22 protein-coding genes are annotated in these 24600 nt (G+C 57.8%); 14 read left to right on the forward strand and 8 right to left on the reverse strand.

The window, feature by feature from the left end; translation table 11 throughout:
* Positions 1-8: 8 nt before the first annotated feature.
* Entirely contained in the window at positions 9-512 is a 504-nt protein-coding gene (tpx, locus tag J2Y91_RS18735; protein WP_133623725.1) for a thiol peroxidase, read from the reverse strand.
* A 118-nt stretch (positions 513-630) separates the two neighbouring features.
* Between tpx and ycjG the strand changes: the two genes are divergently transcribed.
* Complete coding sequence (ycjG, locus tag J2Y91_RS18740) at positions 631-1614, forward strand: L-Ala-D/L-Glu epimerase (protein WP_133623724.1); 984 nt, start codon at positions 631-633, stop codon at positions 1612-1614.
* On the opposite strand, the gene mpaA is transcribed toward ycjG, so the two are convergent.
* Positions 1594-2301, reverse strand: coding sequence for a murein tripeptide amidase MpaA (mpaA, locus tag J2Y91_RS18745; protein WP_133623723.1), 708 nt, complete (start codon positions 2299-2301; stop codon positions 1594-1596). The genes ycjG and mpaA overlap by 21 nt on opposite strands.
* A gap of 170 nt (positions 2302-2471) precedes the next feature.
* Here mpaA and J2Y91_RS18750 point away from each other — a divergent pair, with 170 nt between their 5' ends.
* The 3 genes from J2Y91_RS18750 to licT all read left to right on the forward strand — a co-directional run bounded on the left by J2Y91_RS18750 (position 2472) and on the right by licT (position 5543).
* A complete protein-coding gene (locus J2Y91_RS18750) occupies positions 2472-4088 on the forward strand; it encodes an ABC transporter substrate-binding protein (RefSeq protein ID WP_133623722.1) in 1617 nt (538 codons plus the stop codon).
* A gap of 97 nt (positions 4089-4185) precedes the next feature.
* A complete protein-coding gene (locus J2Y91_RS18755) occupies positions 4186-4506 on the forward strand; it encodes a hypothetical protein (RefSeq protein ID WP_253539136.1) in 321 nt (106 codons plus the stop codon).
* Between the two features lie 173 nt (positions 4507-4679).
* Positions 4680-5543: a BglG family transcription antiterminator LicT gene (licT, locus tag J2Y91_RS18760; protein ID WP_133623720.1), complete on the forward strand. Its 864-nt coding sequence runs from the start codon at positions 4680-4682 to the stop codon at positions 5541-5543.
* A gap of 30 nt (positions 5544-5573) precedes the next feature.
* Here licT and J2Y91_RS18765 read toward each other — a convergent pair whose 3' ends face one another.
* A complete protein-coding gene (locus J2Y91_RS18765; RefSeq protein WP_133623719.1) occupies positions 5574-6968 on the reverse strand; it encodes a glycoside hydrolase family 1 protein in 1395 nt (464 codons plus the stop codon).
* Between the two features lie 20 nt (positions 6969-6988).
* The gene (gene bglF, locus J2Y91_RS18770) at positions 6989-8872 is read right to left on the reverse strand and encodes a PTS beta-glucoside transporter subunit IIABC (RefSeq protein WP_133623718.1); all 1884 of its coding nucleotides are present in this window, start codon (positions 8870-8872) and stop codon (positions 6989-6991) included.
* A gap of 350 nt (positions 8873-9222) precedes the next feature.
* Here bglF and zntB point away from each other — a divergent pair, with 350 nt between their 5' ends.
* The 5 genes from zntB to dbpA all read left to right on the forward strand — a co-directional run bounded on the left by zntB (position 9223) and on the right by dbpA (position 13702).
* The gene (gene zntB / locus J2Y91_RS18775) at positions 9223-10206 is read left to right on the forward strand and encodes a zinc transporter ZntB (protein WP_133623717.1); all 984 of its coding nucleotides are present in this window, start codon (positions 9223-9225) and stop codon (positions 10204-10206) included.
* A gap of 279 nt (positions 10207-10485) precedes the next feature.
* Entirely contained in the window at positions 10486-10641 is a 156-nt protein-coding gene (gene ynaL / locus J2Y91_RS18780; RefSeq protein ID WP_166643182.1) for a proline-rich small protein YnaL, read from the forward strand.
* Positions 10642-10783: 142 nt separating this feature from the next.
* Entirely contained in the window at positions 10784-11677 is an 894-nt protein-coding gene (gene ttcA, locus J2Y91_RS18785) for a tRNA 2-thiocytidine(32) synthetase TtcA (protein WP_133623715.1), read from the forward strand.
* 53 nt (positions 11678-11730) lie between these two features.
* The gene (locus J2Y91_RS18790; RefSeq protein WP_166643181.1) at positions 11731-11871 is read left to right on the forward strand and encodes a hypothetical protein; all 141 of its coding nucleotides are present in this window, start codon (positions 11731-11733) and stop codon (positions 11869-11871) included.
* A 451-nt stretch (positions 11872-12322) separates the two neighbouring features.
* Positions 12323-13702: an ATP-dependent RNA helicase DbpA gene (gene dbpA, locus J2Y91_RS18795; protein WP_133623714.1), complete on the forward strand. Its 1380-nt coding sequence runs from the start codon at positions 12323-12325 to the stop codon at positions 13700-13702.
* A gap of 109 nt (positions 13703-13811) precedes the next feature.
* On the opposite strand, the gene J2Y91_RS18800 is transcribed toward dbpA, so the two are convergent.
* Together J2Y91_RS18800 and J2Y91_RS18805 are read right to left on the reverse strand one after the other, a co-directional pair.
* A complete protein-coding gene (locus J2Y91_RS18800) occupies positions 13812-14099 on the reverse strand; it encodes a putative quinol monooxygenase (protein WP_048915998.1) in 288 nt (95 codons plus the stop codon).
* Between the two features lie 118 nt (positions 14100-14217).
* Positions 14218-14874 carry an MgtC/SapB family protein gene (locus tag J2Y91_RS18805; RefSeq protein WP_062818256.1) on the reverse strand — a complete coding sequence of 219 codons (657 nt, stop codon included), beginning with the start codon at positions 14872-14874 and terminating at the stop codon, positions 14218-14220.
* A gap of 187 nt (positions 14875-15061) precedes the next feature.
* Between J2Y91_RS18805 and J2Y91_RS18810 the strand changes: the two genes are divergently transcribed.
* Entirely contained in the window at positions 15062-15334 is a 273-nt protein-coding gene (locus J2Y91_RS18810; protein WP_048916002.1) for a putative hemolysin, read from the forward strand.
* Positions 15335-15441: 107 nt separating this feature from the next.
* On the opposite strand, the gene J2Y91_RS18815 is transcribed toward J2Y91_RS18810, so the two are convergent.
* The gene (locus tag J2Y91_RS18815) at positions 15442-16434 is read right to left on the reverse strand and encodes a 2-hydroxyacid dehydrogenase (protein WP_133623713.1); all 993 of its coding nucleotides are present in this window, start codon (positions 16432-16434) and stop codon (positions 15442-15444) included.
* Between the two features lie 189 nt (positions 16435-16623).
* Between J2Y91_RS18815 and J2Y91_RS18820 the strand changes: the two genes are divergently transcribed.
* The 3 genes from J2Y91_RS18820 to J2Y91_RS18830 are packed head-to-tail and all read left to right on the forward strand — an operon-like array spanning position 16624 to position 19763.
* Positions 16624-19254, forward strand: coding sequence for a YdbH family protein (locus J2Y91_RS18820; protein ID WP_133623712.1), 2631 nt, complete (start codon positions 16624-16626; stop codon positions 19252-19254).
* Entirely contained in the window at positions 19238-19429 is a 192-nt protein-coding gene (locus J2Y91_RS18825) for a YnbE family lipoprotein (protein ID WP_048916005.1), read from the forward strand. The genes J2Y91_RS18820 and J2Y91_RS18825 overlap by 17 nt, the downstream gene beginning before the upstream one ends.
* 10 nt (positions 19430-19439) lie before the next feature.
* Positions 19440-19763 (forward strand): YdbL family probable chaperone protein, encoded by a 324-nt coding sequence (locus tag J2Y91_RS18830; RefSeq protein ID WP_133623711.1) that lies wholly within the window; start codon positions 19440-19442, stop codon positions 19761-19763.
* A gap of 66 nt (positions 19764-19829) precedes the next feature.
* Here the strand turns inward: J2Y91_RS18830 and J2Y91_RS18835 are convergent, their stop codons facing one another.
* Complete coding sequence (locus tag J2Y91_RS18835) at positions 19830-20435, reverse strand: FMN-dependent NADH-azoreductase (RefSeq protein WP_048916007.1); 606 nt, start codon at positions 20433-20435, stop codon at positions 19830-19832.
* Positions 20436-20668: 233 nt separating this feature from the next.
* On the opposite strand from J2Y91_RS18835, the gene hrpA reads away from it, so the two are divergent.
* Positions 20669-24568 (forward strand): ATP-dependent RNA helicase HrpA, encoded by a 3900-nt coding sequence (gene hrpA / locus J2Y91_RS18840; RefSeq protein ID WP_133623710.1) that lies wholly within the window; start codon positions 20669-20671, stop codon positions 24566-24568.
* Positions 24569-24600: the final 32 nt, after the last annotated feature.

Raw genomic sequence — 24600 nt, forward strand, 5'->3', positions numbered from 1 at the left:
CTACATTTTTAATTGAGCGATGCCAGGGCGGCATCGTAATCCGGCTCGGTGGTGATTTCGTTCACCAGCTGGCTGTAAATAACGTTATCTTTTTCATCCAGCACCACAACGGCGCGCGCCGCCAGGCCTTTCAGCGGGCTATCGGCAATCGCCACGCCATAATCCTGCAGGAATTCGTTGCCGCGCAGCGTGGAGAGGGTCACCACGTTGCTCAGGCCATCGGAGCCGCAGAAGCGCGACTGGGCGAACGGCAGATCGGCTGAAATGCATAACACCACGGCATTGTCGACTTCACCCGCCAGCTGGTTGAATTTACGCACCGAAGCGGCGCATACGCCGGTATCAATGCTCGGGAAGATATTCAGAACTTTGCGCTTACCCGCGTAGTTTGACAGAGAAACTTCGGAAAGGTCTTTGGCCACCAGGGTAAACGGTTTTGCGCTCTGGCCCGGCGTTGGCAGCTGGCCGTCAACGGAAACCGGATTGCCCTGAAAGTGTACGGTCTGAGACATAATCTATCCTTTTAATGTTAATGGTGTTTAACCTGGTCCAGTGTATGCCATGCTTGAGGTGTGCGACAGTTTAAAATCCTTCATGCTGTCCAATTAGAATGAAATCAGGGAGCTGAGTATGAGAGCAGTCAAGGTCTATCCGGAAAGCTGGCCGTTGCATAGCCCGTTTGTTATTGCCCGCGGCGCGCGCAGTGAGGCGGGCGTGGTGGTCGTGGAGCTGGAAGAGGATGGCATAAAAGGCGTCGGTGAATGCACCCCTTATCCCCGCTATGGTGAAAGTGAAGCCTCCGTACTGGCGCAAATTACTCAGCTGCTGCCCGCGCTGCAACAGGGGATGGATCGCGCCCAGCTGCAGCACAGCCTGCCCGCCGGGGCGGCACGCAATGCCCTCGACAGCGCGCTGTGGAACCTGGAAGTGCAGCGCACGCAGCGCAGCCTCTGGCAGTTGACCGCCAGCGCGCAGCCCGCGGTGATTGACATGGCGCAGACCGTCAGCATCGACGGGCCGGAAATGATGGCCAGCAGCGCGCTGGCGCTGTGGGAGAACGGCGCCAGGCTGCTAAAAATCAAACTCGACGATCATCTGATCACCGAGCGCCTGGTGGCGATCCGCAGCGCGGTGCCGCAGGCGACGCTGATTGTCGACGCTAACGAATCCTGGCACGGCGAAGGGCTGGCCGCGCGCTGCCAGCTGCTGGCCGACCTCGGGGTGGCGATGCTGGAGCAGCCGCTGCCTGCGGGCGATGATGCGGCGCTGGAAAACTTTATTCATCCCCTGCCGATCTGCGCTGATGAGAGCTGTCATACCGTCGACAGCCTGCCCGCACTGCGCGGGCGCTATGAGATGGTGAATATCAAACTGGATAAAACCGGCGGCCTGACCGCCGCACTGGCGCTGGCCGCCGCCGCGCAGGCGCAGGGATTCGCCATTATGCTCGGCTGCATGCTGTGCACCTCACGTGCGATCCGCGCCGCGCTGCCGCTGGTGCCTCAGGCGCGCTTTGTCGACCTCGACGGCCCGACCTGGCTGGCGGTGGATGCCGAACCAGTATTGCCCTTCAGCTGCGGGCGCATTGAGCTGTCACGGCTGCCAGCTGAGTAAATCCACCAGGGCGCCGAGATAGTGCTCGGTGGCGGCATCGGCGGAAATCGGCGGGAACTCTGCCGTGATGCAGGGCACATCCAGATCGGCGCACCAGCTGCCAAACGAACCCGGGGTGGCATAGCCCACGCTGGTAACCAGCGGCAGGCCGGTTTTGCTCGCCAGCCAGTGCCCGAGCGGGCTGCTGTCCGGGTCTTCAATGCAGGCCAGCGGCTCGTGGAAGCTGACAATCCACGCCGGGGCAATCTGATGGATCAGCTGGCACAGCGCTTTGGTTTCCGGTTCAGACGCGGCGAAATCCCCGGTCGACAGCTGGACATCGCGCTCGTCGGCCGCACTATTCCAGCGGTAAACCGTGTCACCGGGCTGCCAGTTGGCGGCAGGAAAATTACGATTCAGGTCAACCCCGTTAGCATTGGCGCGTAAGCCAAGCTGGCAGCCATCCGGATTTACCGCCAGCACCACGTGGTGACGGCGGTGGCTGTCCTGCAGCGTGCGCATGGCGCATGAGAGGGTGACCACGGCGGCGTTCTCATCGCCGTGCGTACCGGCGAGGATCAGGCCACTCTCTTCATCCGCCATGGGCGCCGGGAACCACAGCAGCGGAGCACCCAGTACCGACTGTCCATAAGGTTGCGCCACGGCATCAAGACGACCGCGCAGCGGTCTCGGGTGAAGTAACGACATCTACAGTGCTCCAGTTATTTAGCCAGTGATTAAGCTAGCACATTGCCCGCCAGCGTTCATCGCTCACACAATGAATAAAATACTATTTACGCTGTAACAATCTGCGTTACAGTCAGCCGTGAAAATAACCCGGCCGCACATCACGTTACGTTGCTTGCAAGGATACCGTTATGAGGAAATCGTCACCCTTTGCGCTGGCTGCTTTAGCGCTGGTTATCAGTTCTGTTACGCATGCTGCCGATGTTCCGGCGGGAACCCAGCTGGCCACGCGCCAGGAAATTGTCCGCCACATTAAAGATGAACCGGCTTCTCTCGACCCGGTAAAAGCGGTCGGGCTGCCGGAAATCCCGGTGATCCGCGATCTGTTTGAAGGTCTGACAAATCAGGATGCCAATGGGAAAATCATTCCCGGCGTCGCCACCGGCTGGCAGACCAACGATAACAAGACGTGGATTTTCACGCTGCGCAAAGATGCCCGCTGGTCAAACGGTGACACTGTCACCGCCGCCGACTTCGTTTACAGCTGGCAACGTCTGGTTGACCCAAAAAACAGCTCCACCTTTGCCTGGTTCGCGGAACTGGCGGGTATCGAGAATGCCGGGGCGATTATTAAAGGGCAGATGAGCCCGGATAAGCTCGGCGTCAGCGCGATGGATGCCACCCATCTTAAAGTGACGCTCGACAAGCCGGTTCCCTATTTTGCCAGCCTGACCGCCAACTTTAGCCTGTTCCCGGTGCCGCAAAAAGTGGTCACGCAGTACGGTGACCAGTGGACCAAAGCCGGAAATCTGGTTGGCAACGGGGCCTATCAGCTGCAAAACCGCGTGGTTAACGAGAAGCTGGAACTGGTTCGCAACCCGCACTACTGGGACAACGCCCATACGGTGCTGACTAAAGTCACCTTCCTGCCGATTAGCGAAGAGTCCAGCGCTACCAAACGCTACCGCGCCGGAGATATTGATATCACCGAATCCTTCCCAAAAGAGCTGTACGGCCTGCTGAAAAAGCAGATCCCGCATGAGGTTTACACCCCGGATCAGCTCGGCACCTATTACTATGCTTTCAACACCCAGAAAGGCCCGACGGCCGACGTGCGCGTGCGTCAGGCGCTGAGCTGGAGCATCGATCGTAAAATCATCGCCGGCAAAGTGGTGGGAACCGGGGAGAAGCCCGCCTGGCACTTCACGCCGGACGTGACGGCCGGGTTCAAGCCGAAAGCCAGCTTTATTCAGCAGCACAGTCAGGAAGAGCTGAATGCCCAGGCTAAGGCGCTGCTGGCAGCGGCGGGCTATGGCCCGACGCATCCCCTCAACCTGACCCTGCTGTATAACTCTTCCGAAACGCACCAGAAGATTGCCATTGCCGTGGCCTCGATGTGGAAGAAAAACCTGGGCGTCAACGTCAAGCTGCAGAACCAGGAGTGGAAAACCTATATCGACAGCCGTAACAGCGGCAATTTCGATGTGATCCGCGCTTCCTGGGTTGGGGACTATAATGAGCCGTCTACCTTCCTCAGCCTGCTGACGTCCACGCACAGCGGCAACATTGCCCGCTTCAAAAGCAGCGAGTACGACGCGCTGATGGCGCAGGCCAGCCGGGAAACGGATGACAGCGTCCGCAACGATGATTACAACCGCGCCGAGCAGATGATCGCCGACCAGGCGCCGATAGCCCCGATCTATCAGTACACCAACGGCCGCCTGATCAAGCCTTATGTGCAGGGCTACCCGATGACTAACCCCGAAGACGTGGCGTATAGCCGCACCCTGTATATCCTGAAGCACTGACCGCCGGAAAAAGCAGCAGTTCACGCTGCTGCTTATCCCATTGGTTTACGGGTATCACCCGCATAATTGCCCTATCGCGAACAACCCGGTATCCACGATGAAACTGATCTGCCTGCTATCCCTTACCTTGCTCCTCAGCGGCTGTGCCGTAAAACGCTATCCCGCGTCGCCGCCGGTCAGTGCGGTGCAGGCCGACCAGCTCGACTGCAGCGGCATTCAGCAGCAGATCGCCGCGCAGCAGCAGGTGCAGCAGAAAATCGATAAAACCGCTGAGTTTGACGGCCTGACGGTGGTGGGGGCGGCGCTCGACTTCGGCATCGGTAACGGCATTGCCAAAAGCCGGGCGCAGAAAGCCGCTACCCTGCGGGCGCAGCAGCTGCAGCAGCTGGCACAGGCCAGGTGCCACGCGGCGAGCTGAAAATAAACCGAAATAAATCACGAGAGCTGTATCACAGTTCCGCCGCGCCGCGCTTGAGGCGGCGGGATTATGGATTATCGTGTGAACACTGGATTGTTACTGCATTTAAGCAGGCAAAACCTGACCGCTGGAACTGCTCCGGCCGTCAGGTTTTTTTGTTTTCAGGCCGGGAAATGAAAATAGCGAAAGTACTGAATAATAATGTGGTGATCGTCCACGATGCACAGGGCCACGAACAGGTGGTGATGGGGCGCGGGCTGGCGTTTAAAAAACGCAGCGGCGACGATCTCGATCCCGCGCTAGTCGAGAAGACCTTTGCCCTGAAAAGCCAGCAGCTGAGCGGGCGGCTTAGCGAACTGCTGTCCGAAATTCCGCTGGAGGTGGTGATCGCCAGCGAGTGCATTATCGCCCAGGCCCGCCAGCAGCTGAAGGCCCCGCTGCATGAGAGCCTGGCGATTGCGCTGACCGATCACGTGAATTTTGCACTGCTGCGCCATCAGCAAAACTTGCCGATGCGCAACGTCCTGCAGTGGGAGATCCGCAGCCTCTATCCGCAGGAGTACGCGCTGGGGCTGGCGGCGCTGGATATCATCGAACAGCGCCTGCAGGTTCGCCTGCCGGATGATGAAGCCGGTTTTATCGCGCTGCACCTGGTCAACGCCCAGCTGGGCAGTGAGATGCCCGCGGTGATGCATATCACCAAATTTATGCAGGAGATCCTGCATATCGTCAAATATCAGCTGCAGCTCGATTATCAGACCGAGGCGCTGAGCTACAACCGGTTTGTCACCCATCTGAAGTTCTTTTCCCAGCGCATGCTGGGTAAACGCGGTGTCTACAGCGACGATGAATCACTGCACGACGTGGTGCGCGACCGTTATCCCGCCGCCTACAAGTGCGTTGAGAAGATTGACCGGCACATTATGAAAAACTATCAGTACACGCTGGGCAGCGAAGAGCGGATGTTTTTGACCATCCATATTGAGCGCGTCAGGAAAGAGACGCTGTCGCTGAAGGAAGAGCCGGACGAAGCGTAAAAAGGCCGGGCAGAGGTGCCCGGCACAGCATCACTTTAGTGATTCGCCGTGAGTTTTAATCACGTTCTGATACCAGTAGAAGCTTTTCTTGCGGGTGCGCGCCAGCGTGCCGTTACCCTGGTCGTCGCGGTCAACGTAAATAAAGCCGTAGCGCTTGGAGAACTCAGCTTTAGAGGCGCTCACCAGGTCAATCGGTCCCCAGCAGGTGTAGCCCAGCACCTCCACGCCATCCTCAATCGCTTCACGCACCTGCACCAGATGGTCGTTGAGATAAGCGATGCGGTAGTCATCATTGATCGAGCCGTCGGCCTCCACGGTGTCGCGCGCGCCGAGACCGTTTTCAACGATAAACAGCGGTTTCTGATAGCGGTCATACAGCACATTCATCAGATAGCGCAGACCTTCCGGGTCGATCTGCCAGCCCCATTCCGAACTCGCCAGGTGCGGGTTCGGCACCATATTGAGAATATTGGCGCGCTCCTTCTGGTTTTGCTCTTCGTCGGTGGTGACGCAGCCGGTCATGTAATAGCTGAAGGAGATAAAGTCGATCTCGGCGCGCAGGTCCAGGCGGTCCTGCTCGGTAATCTCTAGCGTGATGCCCTGTTGTTTAAAGAAACGCTGCATATAAGCCGGGTAGTAACCGCGCGTCTGCACGTCGCCAAAGAACAGCCAGTCGCGATTCTGCTGCAGGGTTTCCATCACGTCCGCCGGGTCAGGGGTCAGCGGGTAGAGCATCGCCCCCAGCAGCATATTGCCGATTTTACCGTCAGGCACCATGTCGTGGCAGGCTTTCACCGCACGGGCGCTGGCAACCAGCTGATGGTGGATGGCCTGATACACCGCCGGTTTGCCGCTCTCTTCCGGCAGACCCACCCCGGTAAACGGCGCGTGCAGCGACATATTGATCTCGTTAAAAGTCAGCCAGTGTTTCACCTTATGCTTATAGCGCGCAAACACGGTTTTGGCATAGTTGACGAAGAAATCAATGGTCTGACGACTGCCCCAGCCGCCATATTTTTGAATCAGCCCGAACGGCATCTCATAGTGGGAGAGCGTCACCAGCGGAGTGATGTTGTATTTGGCCATCTCATCAAACAGGCGATCGTAAAACGCCAGGCCCGCTTCGTTTGGCTGGGTTTCATCCCCCTGCGGAAAAATGCGCGTCCAGGCGATGGACGTGCGCAGCACGGTAAAGCCCATCTCAGCGAACAGCTTGATGTCTTCCGGATAGCGGTGATAGAAATCAATAGCGAGATCCTTAATGCCAAAATCACCGTCCTTGCGCTCCACGCGCTGACCAAAGATACCCTGCGGCTGCAAATCTGAGGTGGAGATGCCTTTGCCGTCGGTCTGCCATGCGCCTTCGACCTGGTTTGCAGCGACTGCGCCGCCCCAGAGGAAATGTTGTGGGAAACGTTGTGTCATGTTGATCTCCTTATGAAAGATTATTTAATCAGCGTCAGCAGGGGTTCGCCGGCTGCGACTTCACTTTGCTGGCTGGCGGCCAGCACATCGATATAGTCATCGCTATTGCTAATCAGCACCGGCGTGGTCAGGTCATATCCGGCCGCACGAATTGCGGCAATATCAAACTCCAGCAGCAGGTCGCCGACGCGCACCGCATCGCCCTGACTGACGTGCGCGCTAAAGTGCAGACCAGCGAGTTTGACCGTGTCGATACCTACGTGGATCAGCACTTCAGACCCGTCGTCTGCTTCCAGCCCAATGGCATGGTGAGTGCGAAACAGCGAAGCAACGGTGCCGTTAACCGGCGAAAGTACGCGCCCCACGGTGGGCTGGATGCCGATGCCCTTGCCCAGCAGGCCGCTGGCGAAGGTGGCGTCCGGCACCTTTTCCAGTGCGATTACGCTGCCGCTTATCGGGCTGACCAACAGGGATTTGTGCAGCAGCTCAGGAGTGGCAGGCGCCACCGGGACCGCCTTGCTGGCAGGTTCAGCTAGCGCTTCTTCAGGCACACCAAACAGCAGGGTGGCGACGGTGGCAAAGCTGAAGGCGATCAGCGCGCCGACCACGGCCGCCACCACGCTGGCATCAAAACCGCTATTGGGAACGACCTGGCTGAAGGTAAATATCGAGGGCAGGCCAAATGAGAAACTGGTGGTGTGGTAGAAACCGAGCACGGCAGCGCCCATTGAGCCTCCGACACAGCCGAAGATAAACGGCCGGCGCTTGGGCAGTGTGACGCCATACACCGCCGGCTCGGTAATACCAAACAGGCTGGCGCTGAAGGCGGAAGCGGCAATCCCTTTCATTCTGGCATCACGCGTGCGCAGCAGTACGCCAAGGGTAGCTCCGGCTTGGCCGAGTATGGCCGGCATCAGCAGCGGCAGCAGCGTATCGGCACCCTGTACCGCAAGGTTATTGAGCATAATCGGCACCAGGCCCCAGTGCAGGCCGAAAATAACGCACACCTGCCAGAACGCCCCCATAAACGCACCGGCAAACGTCGGGCTGAAGCTGTAAGCGTGCAGATACCCCGCTGCCAGCATCTTGCTCAGCCAGGTTGCCGCCGGGCCAATCAGCATAAAGGTCACCGGCACAACAATCGCCAGGCAGAGAAGCGGGGTGGTGAAGTTACGCACCGCCCCAGGCAGGCGATCGTGCACCAGGCGCTCAATCTGGCAGGAGAACCAGGCGGCGAAGATAATCGGGATCACCGACGAACTGTAGTTAATCAGGATCATCGGAATGCCGAAGAAGTGCAGCGGCGCCGCGCCGCTTTGTGCGGCGGTGAAAGCGGCCAGCATCTGCGGATGGACCAGGGCAGCGCCGATGATCATGGTGGTGAAGGCATTGCCGCCAAACTTTTTACCGGCGGTATACCCCAGCAGAATCGGCAGGAAATAGAACACGGCATCGCTGGCGGCGAACAGGGTTTTGTAAGTCCCGGTCGCCTCGCGGGTCAGGCCAAACGCCAGTGCCAGAGAGAGCAGCCCCTTAAGGATACCGCACGCTGCCATTACGCCGACGAACGGGGTAAAGATGCCGGAAACGATATCAATGAAGCGGGCAAACAGGGCGCTTTTCTCTGCGCTGCTATCATCACTGCGGCTCTCCTCGCCCAGTCCGGCGGCAGCGATTAACGCCTGATAGACCTCGCCGACGTGGTTACCAATCACCACCTGATACTGCCCGCCGCTCTCCACCACCATAATCACGCCGGCATTCTGCTTCAGCGCGGCGGTGTCTGCCCGGCGGCTGTCTTTCAGCTTGAAGCGCAGGCGGGTCGCGCAGTGCATCACCGAACGGATATTCTCTTTGCCGCCGACGCCCTGCAAAATTTCTTCTGATAAAACCTGGTACTTCATGGTGTGCTCCTGGTTTTGACATCTTGTCTGAGGGCCGTTGCCGAATTCAGGCCAAAAAAAAACCTAAACCGCTTCGTTAACGCCGTAGGGGCGAAAGAAGCGGTTTAGGTTTTGCCTGAGATTCAGTAACAATCCTGTTTTGCTGCGCTGATATTTCCCCAGCGGCTGGCTGTTAGCAAGGGGAGAGGGCGGGAATAACTTAATTTCGTGAGGCCGATCGCCTTTTAGCGCCCGGAGCAGGTTTGGAAATTGTCACCATTTTTAACCGCAGTCGCTAATTGTCAGATTTTGCTTAGGTGCCAGTACAGGCTAGACTGTATCGCATTGATTATGTTGAAACCGGGGTGAGCGTGGACGTTATTGCAGGTAAAGCACTACAGGTATCGGATGCCATTATTTCATGTCAGTTAGATGGTAAGGGCGGGCTGATCCCGATTAATGACAGCGAGGTGCTCGACTGTGACCGCCCATGCTGGCTGCACCTCAACTATACCCACCGTGATAGCGCCGACTGGCTGATGTCGACCCCGCTGATCCCGGACAGCGTGCGCGACGCGCTCGGCGGCGACAGCATGCGCCCGCGCGTCAATCGCCTCAGCGATGGCACAATGATCACGCTGCGCAGCGTGAATCTGAACACGGACTCACGCCCGGACCAGCTGGTGGTGATCCGCGTATTTATCAACGACAGGCTGATTGTCTCAACCCGCCGCCGCAAAGTTTTTGCCATCGATGAAGTGCTGACCGACTTAAAAAATGGCAACGGTCCCACCGATGGCGGCAGCTGGCTGGTGGACGTTTGTGATGCCCTGACCGATCACGCCAGCGAATTTATCGAAGATCTGCATGACAAAATCATTGAGCTGGAGGATGCGGTGGTGGACCAGCAAATTCCGCCGCGCGGTGAGCTCTCCCTGATCCGCAAGCAGCTGATTATCATGCGCCGCTACATGGCGCCGCAGCGTGATGTCTTTTCGCGCATCGCCAGCGAGCGGCTGACGTGGATGAGCGACGACGATCGCCGCCGCATGCAGGATATCTCCGACCGGCTGGGCCGCGGTCTGGATGATCTGGATGCCAGCGTGGCGCGTACCGGCGTGCTGTCGGACGAAATCAGCACCGTCATGGCGGAAGCGATGAACCGCCGCACCTATACGATGTCGCTGATGGCGATGGTGTTTCTGCCAACGACCTTCCTGACCGGCCTGTTCGGGGTCAACCTTGGCGGCATTCCGGGCGGGGGGTGGCGTTATGGATTTGGCGCATTCTGCCTGCTGCTGGTGGTGCTGGTACTGGGCGTTGCCTGGTGGTTAAAAAAACGTAAATGGTTGTGAAAAAGCACATTGAGTCGAGAAATTGCCGTAGAAAAGGGAAGTAAAGCTGATCGACGTCAATAAACGTGGTGCGCAATCGGAGCAATATCACTCCCGCAGGTGAATGCAACGTCAAGCGATGGGCGTTGCGCTCCATATTGTCTTACTTCCTTTTTTGAATTAATGCATAGCACATTTAATTCGTACGACGCCGGCATATAGCCGGCTTTTTTTTGCCCGTTTGCCAGCAGGCTGAGATGTCCTACGCTTAAGGTTCATGCAACACCTGAGGAGGAAGGCATGTTCACTGACAGCACAAAAGCGATCCGCAGCTCGGAACCGCTGGGTGACCCGGTTCCCATTCCCGATCCCATCCCTGTTCCGCAACCGCTGCCCGATCCGCCGCCCGACAATCCCGACCCGTATCCGATTATTGACCCACCGCCACATCGTTAAAGCAGCGCAGGTCGTGTCGCGAGAGACGGCCTGCCGGACAACGGATGTTTCCTGCCTGGCAAAACTTACGTATAATGCCCGCCTTAAAATTGTTACTTAAAGCAAGTCGTTCTCAGACTATCAGGGTCAAAATAAAGTGGTTATGAATCAAGTCGATGTAAGAAAAGAAACCCTTGAGTTTAATAAGCTCCAGAAGCGTATCCGCAGAAATGTTGGCAACGCTATCACTGATTACAACATGATCGAAGAGAACGACGTGGTGATGGCCTGCATGAGCGGCGGCAAAGATTCGTTTGCCATGCTGGATATTTTGATTGGCCTGCAAAAAGTGGCCCCGATCAAATTTGAGGTGATCGCCGTTAACCTGGACCAGAAGCAGCCCGGTTTTCCTGAGCATATCCTGCCAGCCTATCTCGATAGTCTGAATATCCCGTATTACATCGTCGACAAAGACACCTACTCGGTGGTGAAAGAGAAGATACCGGAAGGCAAAACCACCTGCGGTCTCTGCTCCCGCCTGCGTCGCGGTACGCTTTACTCCTTCGCCGAGAAAATTGGTGCCACCAAAATCGCGCTGGGCCACCATATGGATGACATCGTTGAGACGCTGTTCCTTAACATGTTCCACGGCGCGCGCATGAAGGCTATGCCGCCTAAACTGCGCTCTGACGATGGTCGTAACGTCGTGATCCGTCCGCTGACCTACTGCCGCGAGAAAGACCTGATCGCCTACGCTGAGCAGAAAGATTTCCCGATTATCCCGTGTAATCTCTGCGGCTCGCAGGAGAACTTACAGCGTCAGGCTATCAAGGCGATGCTGACCGAGTGGGATAAGAAGACTCCGGGCCGCGTGGAGAGCGTATTTAAATCGCTGCAAAACGTCAGCCCAAGCCAGCTGGCGGACCGTGAACTGTTTGACTTTGAACAGCTGCCGCTTGACCGCAGCGGTGACCGCGCTGAGTACTCGTTTACCGAAGCCACCGTCTCTTCCACCAACATCGACAAATCGCTGTATATCGACGTGGCGAATCTGTAAACATTTAACCCTCCATCTACTATGCTTAATGCACTGCACAGATGGAGGTTGTCATGTCGAAAGAGAGTCATAAAGAAGAGAGCAAGCCGCATCCGGCGAAGGATAACCCCAGCGAACACGGTGAAATACCGCGCACGCGTGACGGGAGCCAGGACGATAAAAAGGATCCTTACAAAGATCCGGCTAAGAAGTAAGCCGCGCTTAAATCATCTTAACCCTGCAAGGTTTGCACCCTGTGAACCTTGCTAATCCCCCCTTTCTGCCGTAGTTTCTCCTGCGAGATGCTGAGATTAATCTGAAAATATTTGCGTTTTCGCACCTTAAAAACGCGACATTTAATACCAGCCTTGTCTATAATCCGCCTGAAGACTTCCGTCTTATACAGTTATTTAGCGATCAAATAGCTGAATCAGAACGAAAGTTCGGGAGAAGCAAAACGCATGAAATGGAATCGAAGAAATACCTGGATTGCGATGGTGGCGGGATGCCTGATCTTCTGGCTGCTGATCGCGTTGGTTTTATCTTAGTCTGACTACGCACTCCACGCGCTGTGCGGCACTGCCGCCAGCGCTTTTCTCCCTCCAGGCTCTGCTTTCTGTTACACTCTGCGCCAATTATTTTGCCGTTTTATCAGAGAACTTTCCCGTGACTGCTTTTACTACCCTGACACAACTTCCCGCCAGCCAGATTGAGAACCTCAACGAGCTGGGTTACCTCGCCATGACCCCGGTTCAGGCGGAATCTCTGCCAGCCATCCTTGCCGGGCGCGACGTGCGTGCACAGGCGAAAACAGGCAGTGGCAAAACCGCCGCATTTGGGCTGGGTGTGATGCACCGGGTGGACGCCAGCCAGTATGTGACCCAGGCGCTGGTGCTGTGTCCGACGCGTGAGCTGGCAGACCAGGTAACGAAAGAGCTGCGTCGTCTGGCCCGCTTTACCGCGAATATTAAGATTCTCACTCTGTGCGGCGGTCAGCCGTTTGCCGCGCAGCGTGATTCACTGCTGCATGCTCCACATATTGTAGTAGGAACGCCGGGGCGCATTATGGATCACCTGCAGCGTGAAACCCTGAAGCTGGACGGCGTGAATATGCTGGTGCTGGATGAAGCCGACCGCATGCTGGAGATGGGTTTCCGTGACGATATCGACACCATTATTGGCTACTGCCCGCCACAGCGCCAGACGCTGCTGTTCTCCGCGACCTGGCCGCAGGTGATTGCGCAGATCAGCCAGAATATCCAGCGCGACCCGCTGACGGTAGAAACCGGCGATGTCTCCGACCTGCCGAAAATCGAACAGTCATTCTATGAAGCCGGGCCGCGTGAAAAGCTGAGCGCGCTGATTGGCCTGCTTAGCGACCGCCAGCCATCTTCCTGCGTGGTGTTCTGCAACACCAAGCGCGAATGCGATGATATCGCCCAGGCGCTGGAGTCTGCCCAGATCAGCGCGCAGGCGCTGCATGGCGACCTGGAACAGCGCGATCGTGACCAGGTTTTGATTCGCTTTGCTAACGGCAGCTGCCGCGTGCTGGTGGCGACCGATGTGGCTGCGCGCGGGCTGGACATCAAAGCGCTGGCGATGGTGGTGAATTATCAGCTGTCGTTTGACCCGGAAGTCCACGTGCACCGCATTGGTCGTACCGCGCGCGCGGGGCAGGAGGGCTGTGCCGTCAGTCTGGTGGCGCCGGATGAGATGGTGCGTGCGCACGCGCTGGAAGATTTCCTGCAGCAGAAGCTTAACTGGCGCAGCGTGGCGGAGCTGAAGTCAGTTGCCGCCAAGCCGCTGCCGGCGGAAATGGTTACCGTGTGCCTCGACGGTGGGCGCAAGGCAAAAATTCGCCCGGGCGATATCCTCGGTGCGCTGACCGGTGACGGCGGGCTGAAGGGCGATCAGGTTGGCAAGATTGATGTTGGCCCGACTCACGCCTATGTGGCCATTCGTCGTGACCAGGCGCGCCAGGTGATGGGGCAGTTGAAGGACGTGAAGATTAAAGGCAAATCTTGCCGCGCACGCCTGCTGAAATAATCGAACCTATTCCTGTAGGGGCCGATCTTTTGTTGCGATCGGCCCGCTGAGCCGATCTTTTGTTAGGATCGGCCCGCTGAGCCGCTCTTTTCAAGAACGGCCCTGCCATTTAAATCTTGGTAATCACCGGTGGTGCTGCCAGCAGCGATTCAACCCCCGCCAGCAGAGCCTGGAAGTGTGGCTGGCTCTCGTGCAGTTCAATCGCGGCGGCGCTTTTCCAGGTTTCATGGAACAGGAAGCTGTCGCTGTTCTCTACGCTGCGGTACAGATCGTAATGCAGGTTCCCTTCCTCAAGACGGCTTGGCGCCACGCAGCGGTTTAACACCGCAAACAGCTCATCGCCTTTACCGGCTTTTGCCGTGAAAGTGGCAACAATCAGAATGGATTTATCAGACATCTGTATCTCCTAATAAGTGGCAAAATGACGTCGTCAGCGGCGAAATACCCCTGCGGCGTGTAGTTTGGTGCTGTAAGACTAACGTGCCTGCGGCTGTTTGCCATGATCTTTTTAGGCCTCACTGAATTTCGACCGACTGCACCCCTTTGATTTGTAGCAGATCTTCATATAGCTGATGCGGTTGTATTCTGCGTGACAACGTCACCTCAACCATCATTTCACACAGGCTGTTCTCAGCATCACGGTTAACCACTGAGACATTGCCCGTGCGGACATTCAGCTGCTGCAGCGTCACCAGCACCTGCGGTACGCTCTTGGCCTTGAGATGGAAGGTCAGGGTGTGGTGTCGACCGATCAGCAGGCGGCTGATGCGGCTGAAGGTCTCCAGCACCACCAGCGCCAGTACCGTGCCATAAATGCCAATTTCATACAGGCCGCTGCCGATAACCAGCCCGATTGCCGCGGTCACCCACAGCCCGGCGGCGGTGGTTAACCCTTTTACGATCTGCTTTTGAATAATAATGGTCCCGGCACCGAGAAAACCCATGCCGCTCACCACCTGGGCCGCCACGCGGCTGGGGTCTAGCGCAATGTGGTTGTGCGCGAGAATATCGTCGAAACCATATTTTGAGACGATCATAAACATCGCGCTGCCGATCCCGACCAGAACGTGGGTGCGCAGACCTGCTTCTTTCGCACGCAACTGGCGCTCAAGCCCAATCAGGCCCCCCAGCACCCCCGCCATGGCGATGCGCAGTAACATATCAGCGGTCATCACTTATCCTTTTGATTTTACATAGAGATATCATTATCTGAACGGGTAGTTATAAATTAAGAACCGGGGCTATTGATATTTCTGTTATTTTGATTTTGTAAGAATGCATGACAGCTATCGACCTGGTGTGAATCGTAGCTTATGCTGGCAAACGCATCTCAGCGCAAATCCACCCGGAGTTTACCCGATGAAAGCAGCGAGTTTTTTGCTGGTAACGGCAGCGTTACTACTGTCCGCCTGCAGCAGCGACAGTGATAATGAGCCACCTCAACAGGCTACGGCCGCCCATGCGCCAGCGCGTGTCGTGATGGGCGATTTGGCAGCCAGCAACTGCGCCAGTGCCGGTGGTACCCTGGCGTTGTCTCGTCAGTTAGATGGTAGCTCAGTGGGGATGTGCCAGCTGGCGAACGGTCGCCGCTGTGGTGAAAGTGCCTTAATGAGCGGCACCTGCGCCCGTTAACGGGCTGACCGAAATGTAGGGGGCGACCATTTTTCCGGTCGCCCCGTGCCGCGAGTTTGCACCGGCCTTAATGCAGACCATTTTTTCCGGTCGCCCCGTGCCGCGAATTACACCGTCAGCACATTATCGCACTCGGCGCCTTTTTCCAGCTGACGCAGGTTATGCAGCGTGGTCTGGGAAATGCTGGTCAGGGCTTCATCAGTCAGAAACGCCTGATGGCCGGTGAACAGCACGTTGTGGCAGGCGGAGAGCCGGCGGAACACATCATCCTGGATTACGTCGTTTGATTTATCTTCAAAGAACAGATCGCGCTCGTTCTCATACACGTCCATTCCCAGCGCGCCAATCTTCTGCTGCTTCAGCGCATCAATCGCCGCCTGTGAATCAATTAATGCGCCGCGGCTGGTGTTGATCACCATCACGCCATCCTTCATCTGTGCAAAGGCTTGCGCATTCAGCAGATGATAGTTTTCCTCCGTCAGCGGGCAGTGCAGGGTGATAACGTCAGACTGCGCAAACAGCGTATCGATATCAACATATTCTGCGCCCAGCTCCAGCGCCTGCGGATTAGTATAGGGGTCAAACGCCAGCAGCTTCATGCCGAAGCCTTTCAAAATACGCAGGGTAGCAATGCCGATTTTACCGGTACCGACCACCCCCGCCGTGCGGCCATGCATATTAAAACCGATCAGCCCTTCAAGGGAGAAGTTGGCATCGCGGGTGCGCTGATAAGCACGGTGGATGCGGCGATTCAGCGTCATCATTAAACCAACCGCATGCTCGGCGACCGCTTCCGGGGAGTAAGCCGGCACGCGCACCACCTGCAGACCCAGCTCCTTAGCGGCATCAAGATCCACGTTGTTAAAGCCGGCACAGCGCAGCGCAATAAACTTCACGCCCAGCTCCGCCAGCTCTTCCAATACCGTGCGGCTGCCGTCATCGTTAACGAAGATACAGACCGCATCACAGCCGACGGCATTTTTCGCCGTGCTCTCACTCAAAAGGAAGTCAAAAAACTCCAGTTCAAAGCCGTAGTCTTCATTGACCTGTTCAAGGTATTTCCGGTCATACTGCTTGGTGCTATACACCGCAAGTTTCATCGTGTTACTCCTGTACCCGCGCTTAAATAATAATGCAGTGTAACAACTATTGTGAACCGCGGGCGAGGCATCCCGCTCAGCTGAGCTAAAAAGCAGCGAATGAGTTGATTACTGGTGAAAAACTTCACCAGAGTGATATTCCGTGCCATCATTCAGGGATAATCACGGAGCGAACAGGGTTTTACTGCCATGAAACGGGGCTGGAAAAGGGCGCTTGCGGCGCTGCTGGCGGTGATCCTGCTGCTAACAGGACTTCTTCTTACGGTTACCCAGTGGCTGCCAAGGGTGGCTGGCATCTGGCTGCCTGCGGATACTACCATCGCACTGGACGGCAATCCGCGCTGGCACAATGGCGCACTGTTTCTGCCCGGCATCCGCTACCGTGCGGGCGACTGTCAGCTGGCGAAAGTGGTGAATGTTTCCCTCGGCTACCAGCAAAAACAGTGGCAGCTGGCGGCGGACAGCGTGGCGATTGACAGCGCCTGCCTGGCTAAACTTCCCACATCAGATAACCCTTCCGCACCGCGCAGCCTCGCCGAATGGCAGCAAATGCTGCCCAACGCCCGCGTCAATATCCGCCAGCTCAGCGTTTCTCCCTGGCAGCAGTGGGCTGGAGCTCTGCAGCTCACCTTCGATTCCCAGCGCCAGCAGGTCAGCTATCAGAGCAAAAATCTGACGCTGGCAGCACAACTGAGCGGACAACAGCTGGCGATCGACGCACTGACGGTTCAGGCGCCCGGCGTGGCACGGCCCGTCACGGTCAGCGGTACGCTGACGTTGCCACACCTACCCGATGGCCTGCCGGAACAGGGCGCGCTACGGGGGCAGCTGGCGCTGGCAGGGATCCCTGATTCGCTGCAGATCACGCTTGACTGGCGGCAGCAGAGCGGCACCCTGACCGCCATCGCTGAACACCAGAGTACGCCGCTGCTGACGCTGCCATGGCACATCAGCCCGCAGCAGATTGACATTACCCAGGGGCAGTGGAGCTGGCCTTACGCCGGGCAGCCGCTGTCAGGAGGGATCGCCCTCAGTGCCAAAAACTGGCAGCAGGGCCTGCCCGCCAGCGAGATTAGCGGGCGTCTTAATCTGCTGACCCAGGGGCGCGGGGGGAAAGGGAATGTGGTGCTGACGCTCGGCCCTGGTCATCTTGACTGGAGTGACAGCCAGCTGCCGTTTCGTCTGACGGGTGAGAGCAAGCTGGCCAGCCTGCAGTTTTTCGCCGGGCTTCCCGGTGAGCTGCGCGGACCGCTGCTCGACCCGCAGTTGCACCTGCAGCCCGGCGCGCTACTGCGGATGAAAGGGCGGCTGCTGTCGACGCTGGAAGTGGATGAAGCCCGCTGGCCGCTGGCAGGCGTCGCGGTTTCATCAGCCGGAATTGATGGCCGACTGCAGGCGATCCTCAGCGCCCACGACGCCGAAATGGGCCGTTTTCGCCTGCATCTGGATGGCCGCGCAACCGACTTCTGGCCCGATAAAGGGCAGTGGTTATGGCGCTACTGGGGCGACGGCTATCTGGCTCCGCTGGCGGCGAAGTGGGATATGAACGGCAACGGGCGCTGGCAGGACACGCTGATTGAGCTGCAGTCGCTGTCGACCGGGTTTGACCATCTCACCTATGGCAGCGTCACGGTGGACGCCCCGCGCCTGACGCTCAACAAGGCGGTGCGCTGGCAGCGCGACGCGCAGCAGCCTGCGTTCAGCGGCGAGCTGAAGCTCAACGCGCAGGACACGCGCTTCAGCGCCGGGGGCTATCTGCCGCCTTCGCTTCTGACGCTGAAGGTGAAAGGGCGTGACCCGGCGTGGTTCCTCTACAGTGGCAGCCTGCAGGCGCAGCGCATTGGTCCGGTGCAGGTGCGCGGTCGTTGGGACGGCGAGCGCCTGCGTGGGCAGATGTGGTGGCCTCAGCAGTCGCTGCGCGTCTTCCAGCCGCTGCTCAGCCCGGACCTCAAGCTGGCGATTCAGGACGGTACGCTCAAGGCTCAGGTGGCGTTTTCCGCCGCCAGCGATCAGGGGCTGGAAGCGGGCGGCCACTTCCTGGTGAAGGATGGCAGTGCGCTGCTGCCGGATAACGAATTTAACGGCATCGATTTCTCGCTGCCGTTCCGCCTGCGCGAGCACCGCTGGTACTTCGGCACCCACGGCCCGGTCTCGCTGCGCATCAAAGAGATTAAAAACCAGTTTGCCATGCAAAACGTCACGGCGGATCTGCAGGGCTGGTATCCGTGGAGTGCCAGGCAGCCGCTGGAGCTGAGCAACGTCAGCCTCGACCTGTTAGGCGGCCAGCTGAGTATGGCCAGCCTGAAGATGCCGCAGACGCAGGCGGCCACGATTACTATTCAGCATCTGAGCGTTTCCGAACTGGTGACGGCGATGAAGCTTAAACAGATTGCCATGTCGGGCCACATTAACGGCGCGCTGCCGCTGTGGCTGAATGATTCACGCTGGCTGGTGAAAGAGGGCTGGATAGCCAACAGTGGGCCATTAACCGTGCGCATGGATAAAGATATGGCCGATGCCATCAGCAGCAATAATTTTGCCGCCGGTGCGGCGATGGACTGGCTGCGCTATATGGAAATTTCGCGCAGCTGGGCCACCCTCGACCTCGACAATCTTGGCTGGATGAAAATGACCGCCAAGGTTGATGGCACCAGCCGCTTCAGCAACCGTGACCAGCGCGTCACGCTGAACTATACCCAGCAGGAAAACCTGTTTCAACTCTGGCGCAGTCTGCGCTTTGGCGATAACCTGCAATCCTGGGTGGAGCAGAATGCCACCCTGCCGTCGCAAAAGGAAACGAGTGATGAAAGCCCGAATTAGTCTGCTGATGGCAGGCTGTCTATTGCTGCTTAGCGGCTGTATCCCCCGCATTGAGGTTGCCGCGCCAAAAGAGCCGATCACCATCAATATGAACGTCAAAATTGAGCATGAGATCCATATCAAGGTCGATAAAGACGTGGAAGCCCTGTTAAAAAACCAGAGCGGTCTGTTCTGAGGAGCAAGCAATGAAACGACTGTGCAGCGGATTACTGCTGGGCTGCCTGCTGTTGTCGCCACAGGTGATGGCGCTGACGCTTGATGAGGCACGGCAGCAGGGGCGCGTAGGCGAAACGCTTAACGGCTACATTGCCGCGGTGCAGCAGGATGCAGAGACAGCGGCGCTGGTGAAAGAGATCAATGCCGGGCGCATGAATCAGTATCAGATACTGGCGCAGCAGAACAATTTGACCACGCGTGACGTGGCGAATATCGCTGGGCAGAAGCTGGTAGAGCGGGCAAAGCCGGGAGAGTTCGTGCGGGGGATAAACGGGCAGTGGATTAGGAAGTAGCTGCGGCACCGACACAGTGCCGCAGCAGGCGGATTGAGGAGGGCGCTCAATCCGGCAAACCTGTTATCAGGCAGTGACGATCTGAGAAATCACTTCTTTCGCATCGCTGGCGGCTTTCGCTGCTACTTCAGGACCGTAACCGATACCTTCAGCAAACACGAACTGCACGTCGCTCATACCGAGGAAGCCGAGGAACAGGGTCAGGTACGGGGTCAGCAGGTCGCTTGGGGTGTCTTTATGAACACCGCCACGGCTGGACAGCACCACCACTTTTTTGCCTTTGATCAGGCCTTCAGGACCCTGCTCGGTGTAGCGGAAAGTGATACCGGCACGCGCCACCAGGTCAAAATAGTTTTTCAGTTGGGTTGGGATGTTGAAGTTGTACATTGGCGCAGTGATCACGATGGTGTCGTGTGCCTGCAGCTCAGCAATCAGTTCGTTGGACAGGTCCAGCGCTTCCTGCTGACGCGGGGTCAGCGCGGCATCAGAAGGACGCAGTGCGCCAACCAGTTCGCCGTCCAGTACCGGAATCGGGTTAGCGGCCAGGTCACGTTCGGTCACTTCATCAGCCGGATGGGCCGCTTTCCACTCGGAAACCAGGTGATCGGCCAGCTGACCAGACTGAGAATAACCGGCAAGGATGCTTGATTTCAGTACTAATACTTTGCTCATGGTTTTTTTCCTGTTTTGTCATGCGGAAGGCTATCCGCTCAATGGATAACACTTTACGGATAAATGACGACGAGTGTAAGTGCGAGTTTTCGATATCAATGTTCGAAATTATTGAATAACTGCTCGCGGGCAAATTAATCGCTAAGTCGCTGTCTGTGCTAGAATACGCAAAAATTTTAATCCCTGATAAATCCATGTTGCCCGCATCAGGTGCGACAAAGCGAGCTTTCACCATGTCTGAATCACCACAATCTGCCCTGGCGCCGCTCTATTCACGGCTGGATTTGCTCATGCTGCGCGACCGCCAGCGCTTTCAGCGCCGCCTGCAGGGCGCGAAAAAAATCAAAAATCCGGCGGCGCTCCAGGCGCTGATCGACGAGCTGAGTGCGGAAATCGCTCAGGCCGAGCAGCGCGTGACCGCACGCCGTGCCGTGACGCCAACCCTCCGCTACCCGGAAAATCTGCCGGTCAGCCAGAAGAAGCAGGATATTGCCGATGCAATCCGCGATCACCAGGTGGTGATCGTCGCCGGGGAAACCGGTTCGGGTAAAACCACGCAGCTGCCGAAAATCTGCATGGAGCTGGGGCGCGGCATTCACGGGCTGATTGGCCACACGCAGCCACGCCGCCTGGCGGCCCGCACCGTCGCTGACCGTATTGCCGCGGAGCTGGAAACCTCACTCGGCGGCTGTGTCGGCTACAAGGTGCGCTTTAACGATCAGGTCGGTGAAACCACCCAGGTCAAACTGATGACCGACGGTATTCTGCTGGCGGAGATCCAGCAGGACCGGCTGCTGATGCAGTACGACACCATCATTATCGATGAAGCGCACGAGCGCAGCCTGAACATCGACTTCCTGCTGGGCTATCTGCGCGAGCTGCTGCCTAAGCGCCCGGACCTGAAGGTGATCATCACCTCGGCGACCATTGATCCGCAGCGTTTCTCACGCCATTTCCACAACGCACCGGTGATTGAAGTCTCCGGCCGCACTTATCCGGTGGAAGTTCGCTACCGTCCGGTAGTGGAAGATGCTGATGATACTGACCGCGACCAGCTGCAGGCCATTTTCGACGCGGTGGATGAGCTGGGGCGTGAGAGCCGTGGCGACATCCTGATCTTTATGAGCGGTGAACGTGAAATTCGTGACACCGCCGATGCGTTGATGAAGCGCGACCTGCCGCATACTGAAGTGCTGCCGCTATATGCGCGCCTGTCGAACGCCGAGCAGAACCGCGTGTTCCAGTCCCATGCCGGGCGCCGCATCGTGCTGGCGACCAACGTGGCGGAAACCTCGCTGACCGTACCGGGCATCAAATACGTCATCGATCCGGGCACGGCACGCATCAGCCGCTACAGCTTCCGTACCAAGGTGCAGCGCCTGCCGATCGAGCCGATTTCTCAGGCCTCCGCCAACCAGCGTAAAGGGCGCTGCGGACGCGTCTCGGAGGGGATCTGCATCCGTTTATACGCGGAAGAGGATTTCCTCAGCCGCCCGGCGTTTACCGACCCGGAGATCCTGCGCACCAACCTGGCATCGGTGATCCTGCAAATGACGGCGCTCGGCCTCGGCGATATCGCCGCGTTCCCGTTTGTGCAGGCACCGGACCAGCGCAATATCCAGGACGGGGTACGTCTGCTGGAGGAGCTGGGTGCCATCACGCTCGCCGACCATCAGCGCTATCAGCTCACCCCATCAGGCCGTGCACTGGCGCAGCTGCCGGTCGACCCACGCCTGGCGAAAATGGTGCTGGAGGCGCAGAAATATGGCTGCGTGCGCGAGGTGATGATTATCACCGCCGCGCTGTCGATCCAGGATCCGCGCGAGCGCCCGGCGGAGAAGAAACAGGCATCCGATGAGAAGCACCAGCGCTTTGCTGATAAAGAGTCTGATTTCCTCGCCTTTGTAAACCTGTGGAACTACCTGCAGGAGCAGCAAAAAGCGCTCTCCTCCAGCCAGTTCCGCCGCCAGTGCAAAACCGAATACCTGAACTACCTGCGCGTGCGCGAGTGGCAGGACATCTATACCCAGCTGCGCCAGGTAGTGCGCGAACTCGGGCTGCCGGTGAACAGCGCACCGGCCGAAATGCGTGAAATTCACACCGCCTTACTCACCGGGCTACTGTCGCATATCGGTCAGAAGGATGCGGACAAACAGGAATTTACCGGAGCGCGCAACGCCCGTTTCGCCATCTTCCCCGGCTCCGGTTTATTCAAAAAGCCACCGAAGTGGACCATGGTCGCCGAACTGGTGGAAACCAGCCGCCTGTGGGGGCGCATTGCGGCGCGCATTGAGCCGGAGTGGATCGAACCGGTGGCGCAGCACCTGCTGAAGCGCAGTTATAGCGAGCCGCACTGGGAAAAAGGTCAGGGCGCGGTGATGGCCAGCGAGAAAGTAACGCTGTACGGTCTGCCGATCGTCGCTGCCCGTAAGGTGAATTACGGCACGATTGACCCGGTGCTATCGCGCGAGCTGTTTATCCGTCACGCCCTGGTGGAGGGCGACTGGCAGACGCGCCACGCCTTCTTTAAGGCGAACCTTAAGCTGCGTGCCGAAGTTGAAGAGCTGGAGCACAAGTCGCGCCGCCGCGACATCCTGGTGGATGATGAAACGCTGTTTGCGTTCTACGACCAGCGTATTGCCCACGAGGTGGTTTCCGCGCGCCATTTCGACAGCTGGTGGAAAACCGTCAGTCGCGAAGAGCCGGATCGCCTTAACTTCGCCAAAGAGATGCTGATCAAGCAGGGCGCGGAAAACGTTAGCAAGCTCGACTATCCGAACTTCTGGCATCAGGGCAATCTGAAACTGCGCCTGAGCTATCAGTTTGAGCCAGGGGCAGATGCCGATGGCGTGACGGTGCACGTACCGCTGCCGCTGCTCAACCAGGTGGAAGAGCGGGGTTTTGAGTGGCAGATCCCTGGTATTCGCCGCGAGCTGGTGATTGCGCTGATCAAATCACTGCCTAAGCCGTTACGCCGTAACTTCGTTCCCGCGCCGAACTACGCCGATGCATTCCTTGGCCGCGCGACGCCGCTTGAGCTGCCGCTGCTGGAGTCGCTGGAGCGCGAATTCCGCCGCATGTCGGGCGTGACGCTGGAACGCGAAGCCTGGCAGTGGGATCAGGTGCCCGATCATCTGAAAATGACCTTCCGCATCGTTGACGAAAACAACCGCAAGCTGGCGGAAGGCAAAGATCTGACGGCGTTAAAACTTCAGTTAAAAGGCAAAGTTCAGGAAACCCTGTCGAAAGTGGCTGATGACGGTCTCGAGCAGAGCGGGCTGCATATCTGGAGCTTTGGCGATCTGCCGGATCACTTCGAGCAGAAGCGCGGTAGCTACAGCGTGAAAGCCTGGCCTGCGCTGGTAGACGAAAAAGAGAGCGTGGCGATCCGCCTGTTTGACTCGCAGCACGAGCAGCAAAAAGCGATGTGGCGCGGCCAGCGCCGCCTGCTGCTGCTGAATATCCCGTCGCCGATTAAGTATCTGCACGAAAAGCTGCCAAACAAGGCCAAGCTGGGGCTGTACTTCAACCCTTATGGCAAAGTGCTGGATCTGATCGACGACTGCATCGCCTGCGGCGTGGATAAGCTGATTGCCGAACACGGTGGCCCAAGCTGGCAGGAGCAGGGCTACATGCAGCTGCATGACAAAGTCCGCGCCGAACTGAACGACACGGTGGTCGAGATTGCGAAGAAGGTCGAACAGATCCTCACCTCGGTGTTCAATATCAATAAGCGGCTGAAAGGGCGCGTTGATATGACGATGGCGCTGGCGCTATCGGATATCAAAGCGCAGATGGGTGGCCTGGTGTATCGCGGATTTGTCACCGGCAACGGCTGGAAACGCCTCGGCGATACTCTGCGCTACCTGCACGCCATTGAGCGGCGCATGGAGAAACTGGCGGTTGATCCGCACAGCGACCGTGCGCGCATGATGAAGGTCGAAACGGTGAAACAGGCATGGAGTACGTGGTTCAACAAGCTGCCGCTTGAGCGCAGGGATGATGAGGAAGTTCAGGATATCCGCTGGATGATTGAGGAGCTGCGCGTCAGTTTCTTCGCGCAGCAGCTGGGGACACCTTACCCCATCTCCGAAAAGCGTATTTTACAGGCGATGGAGCAGATTACTGTCTGACAGTGGTCGGGGTTGATGGCGAACCGCAGCGG

The organism is Erwinia aphidicola (assembly GCF_024169515.1).
GTDB classification, from domain to species: Bacteria; Pseudomonadota; Gammaproteobacteria; order Enterobacterales; family Enterobacteriaceae; genus Erwinia; species Erwinia aphidicola.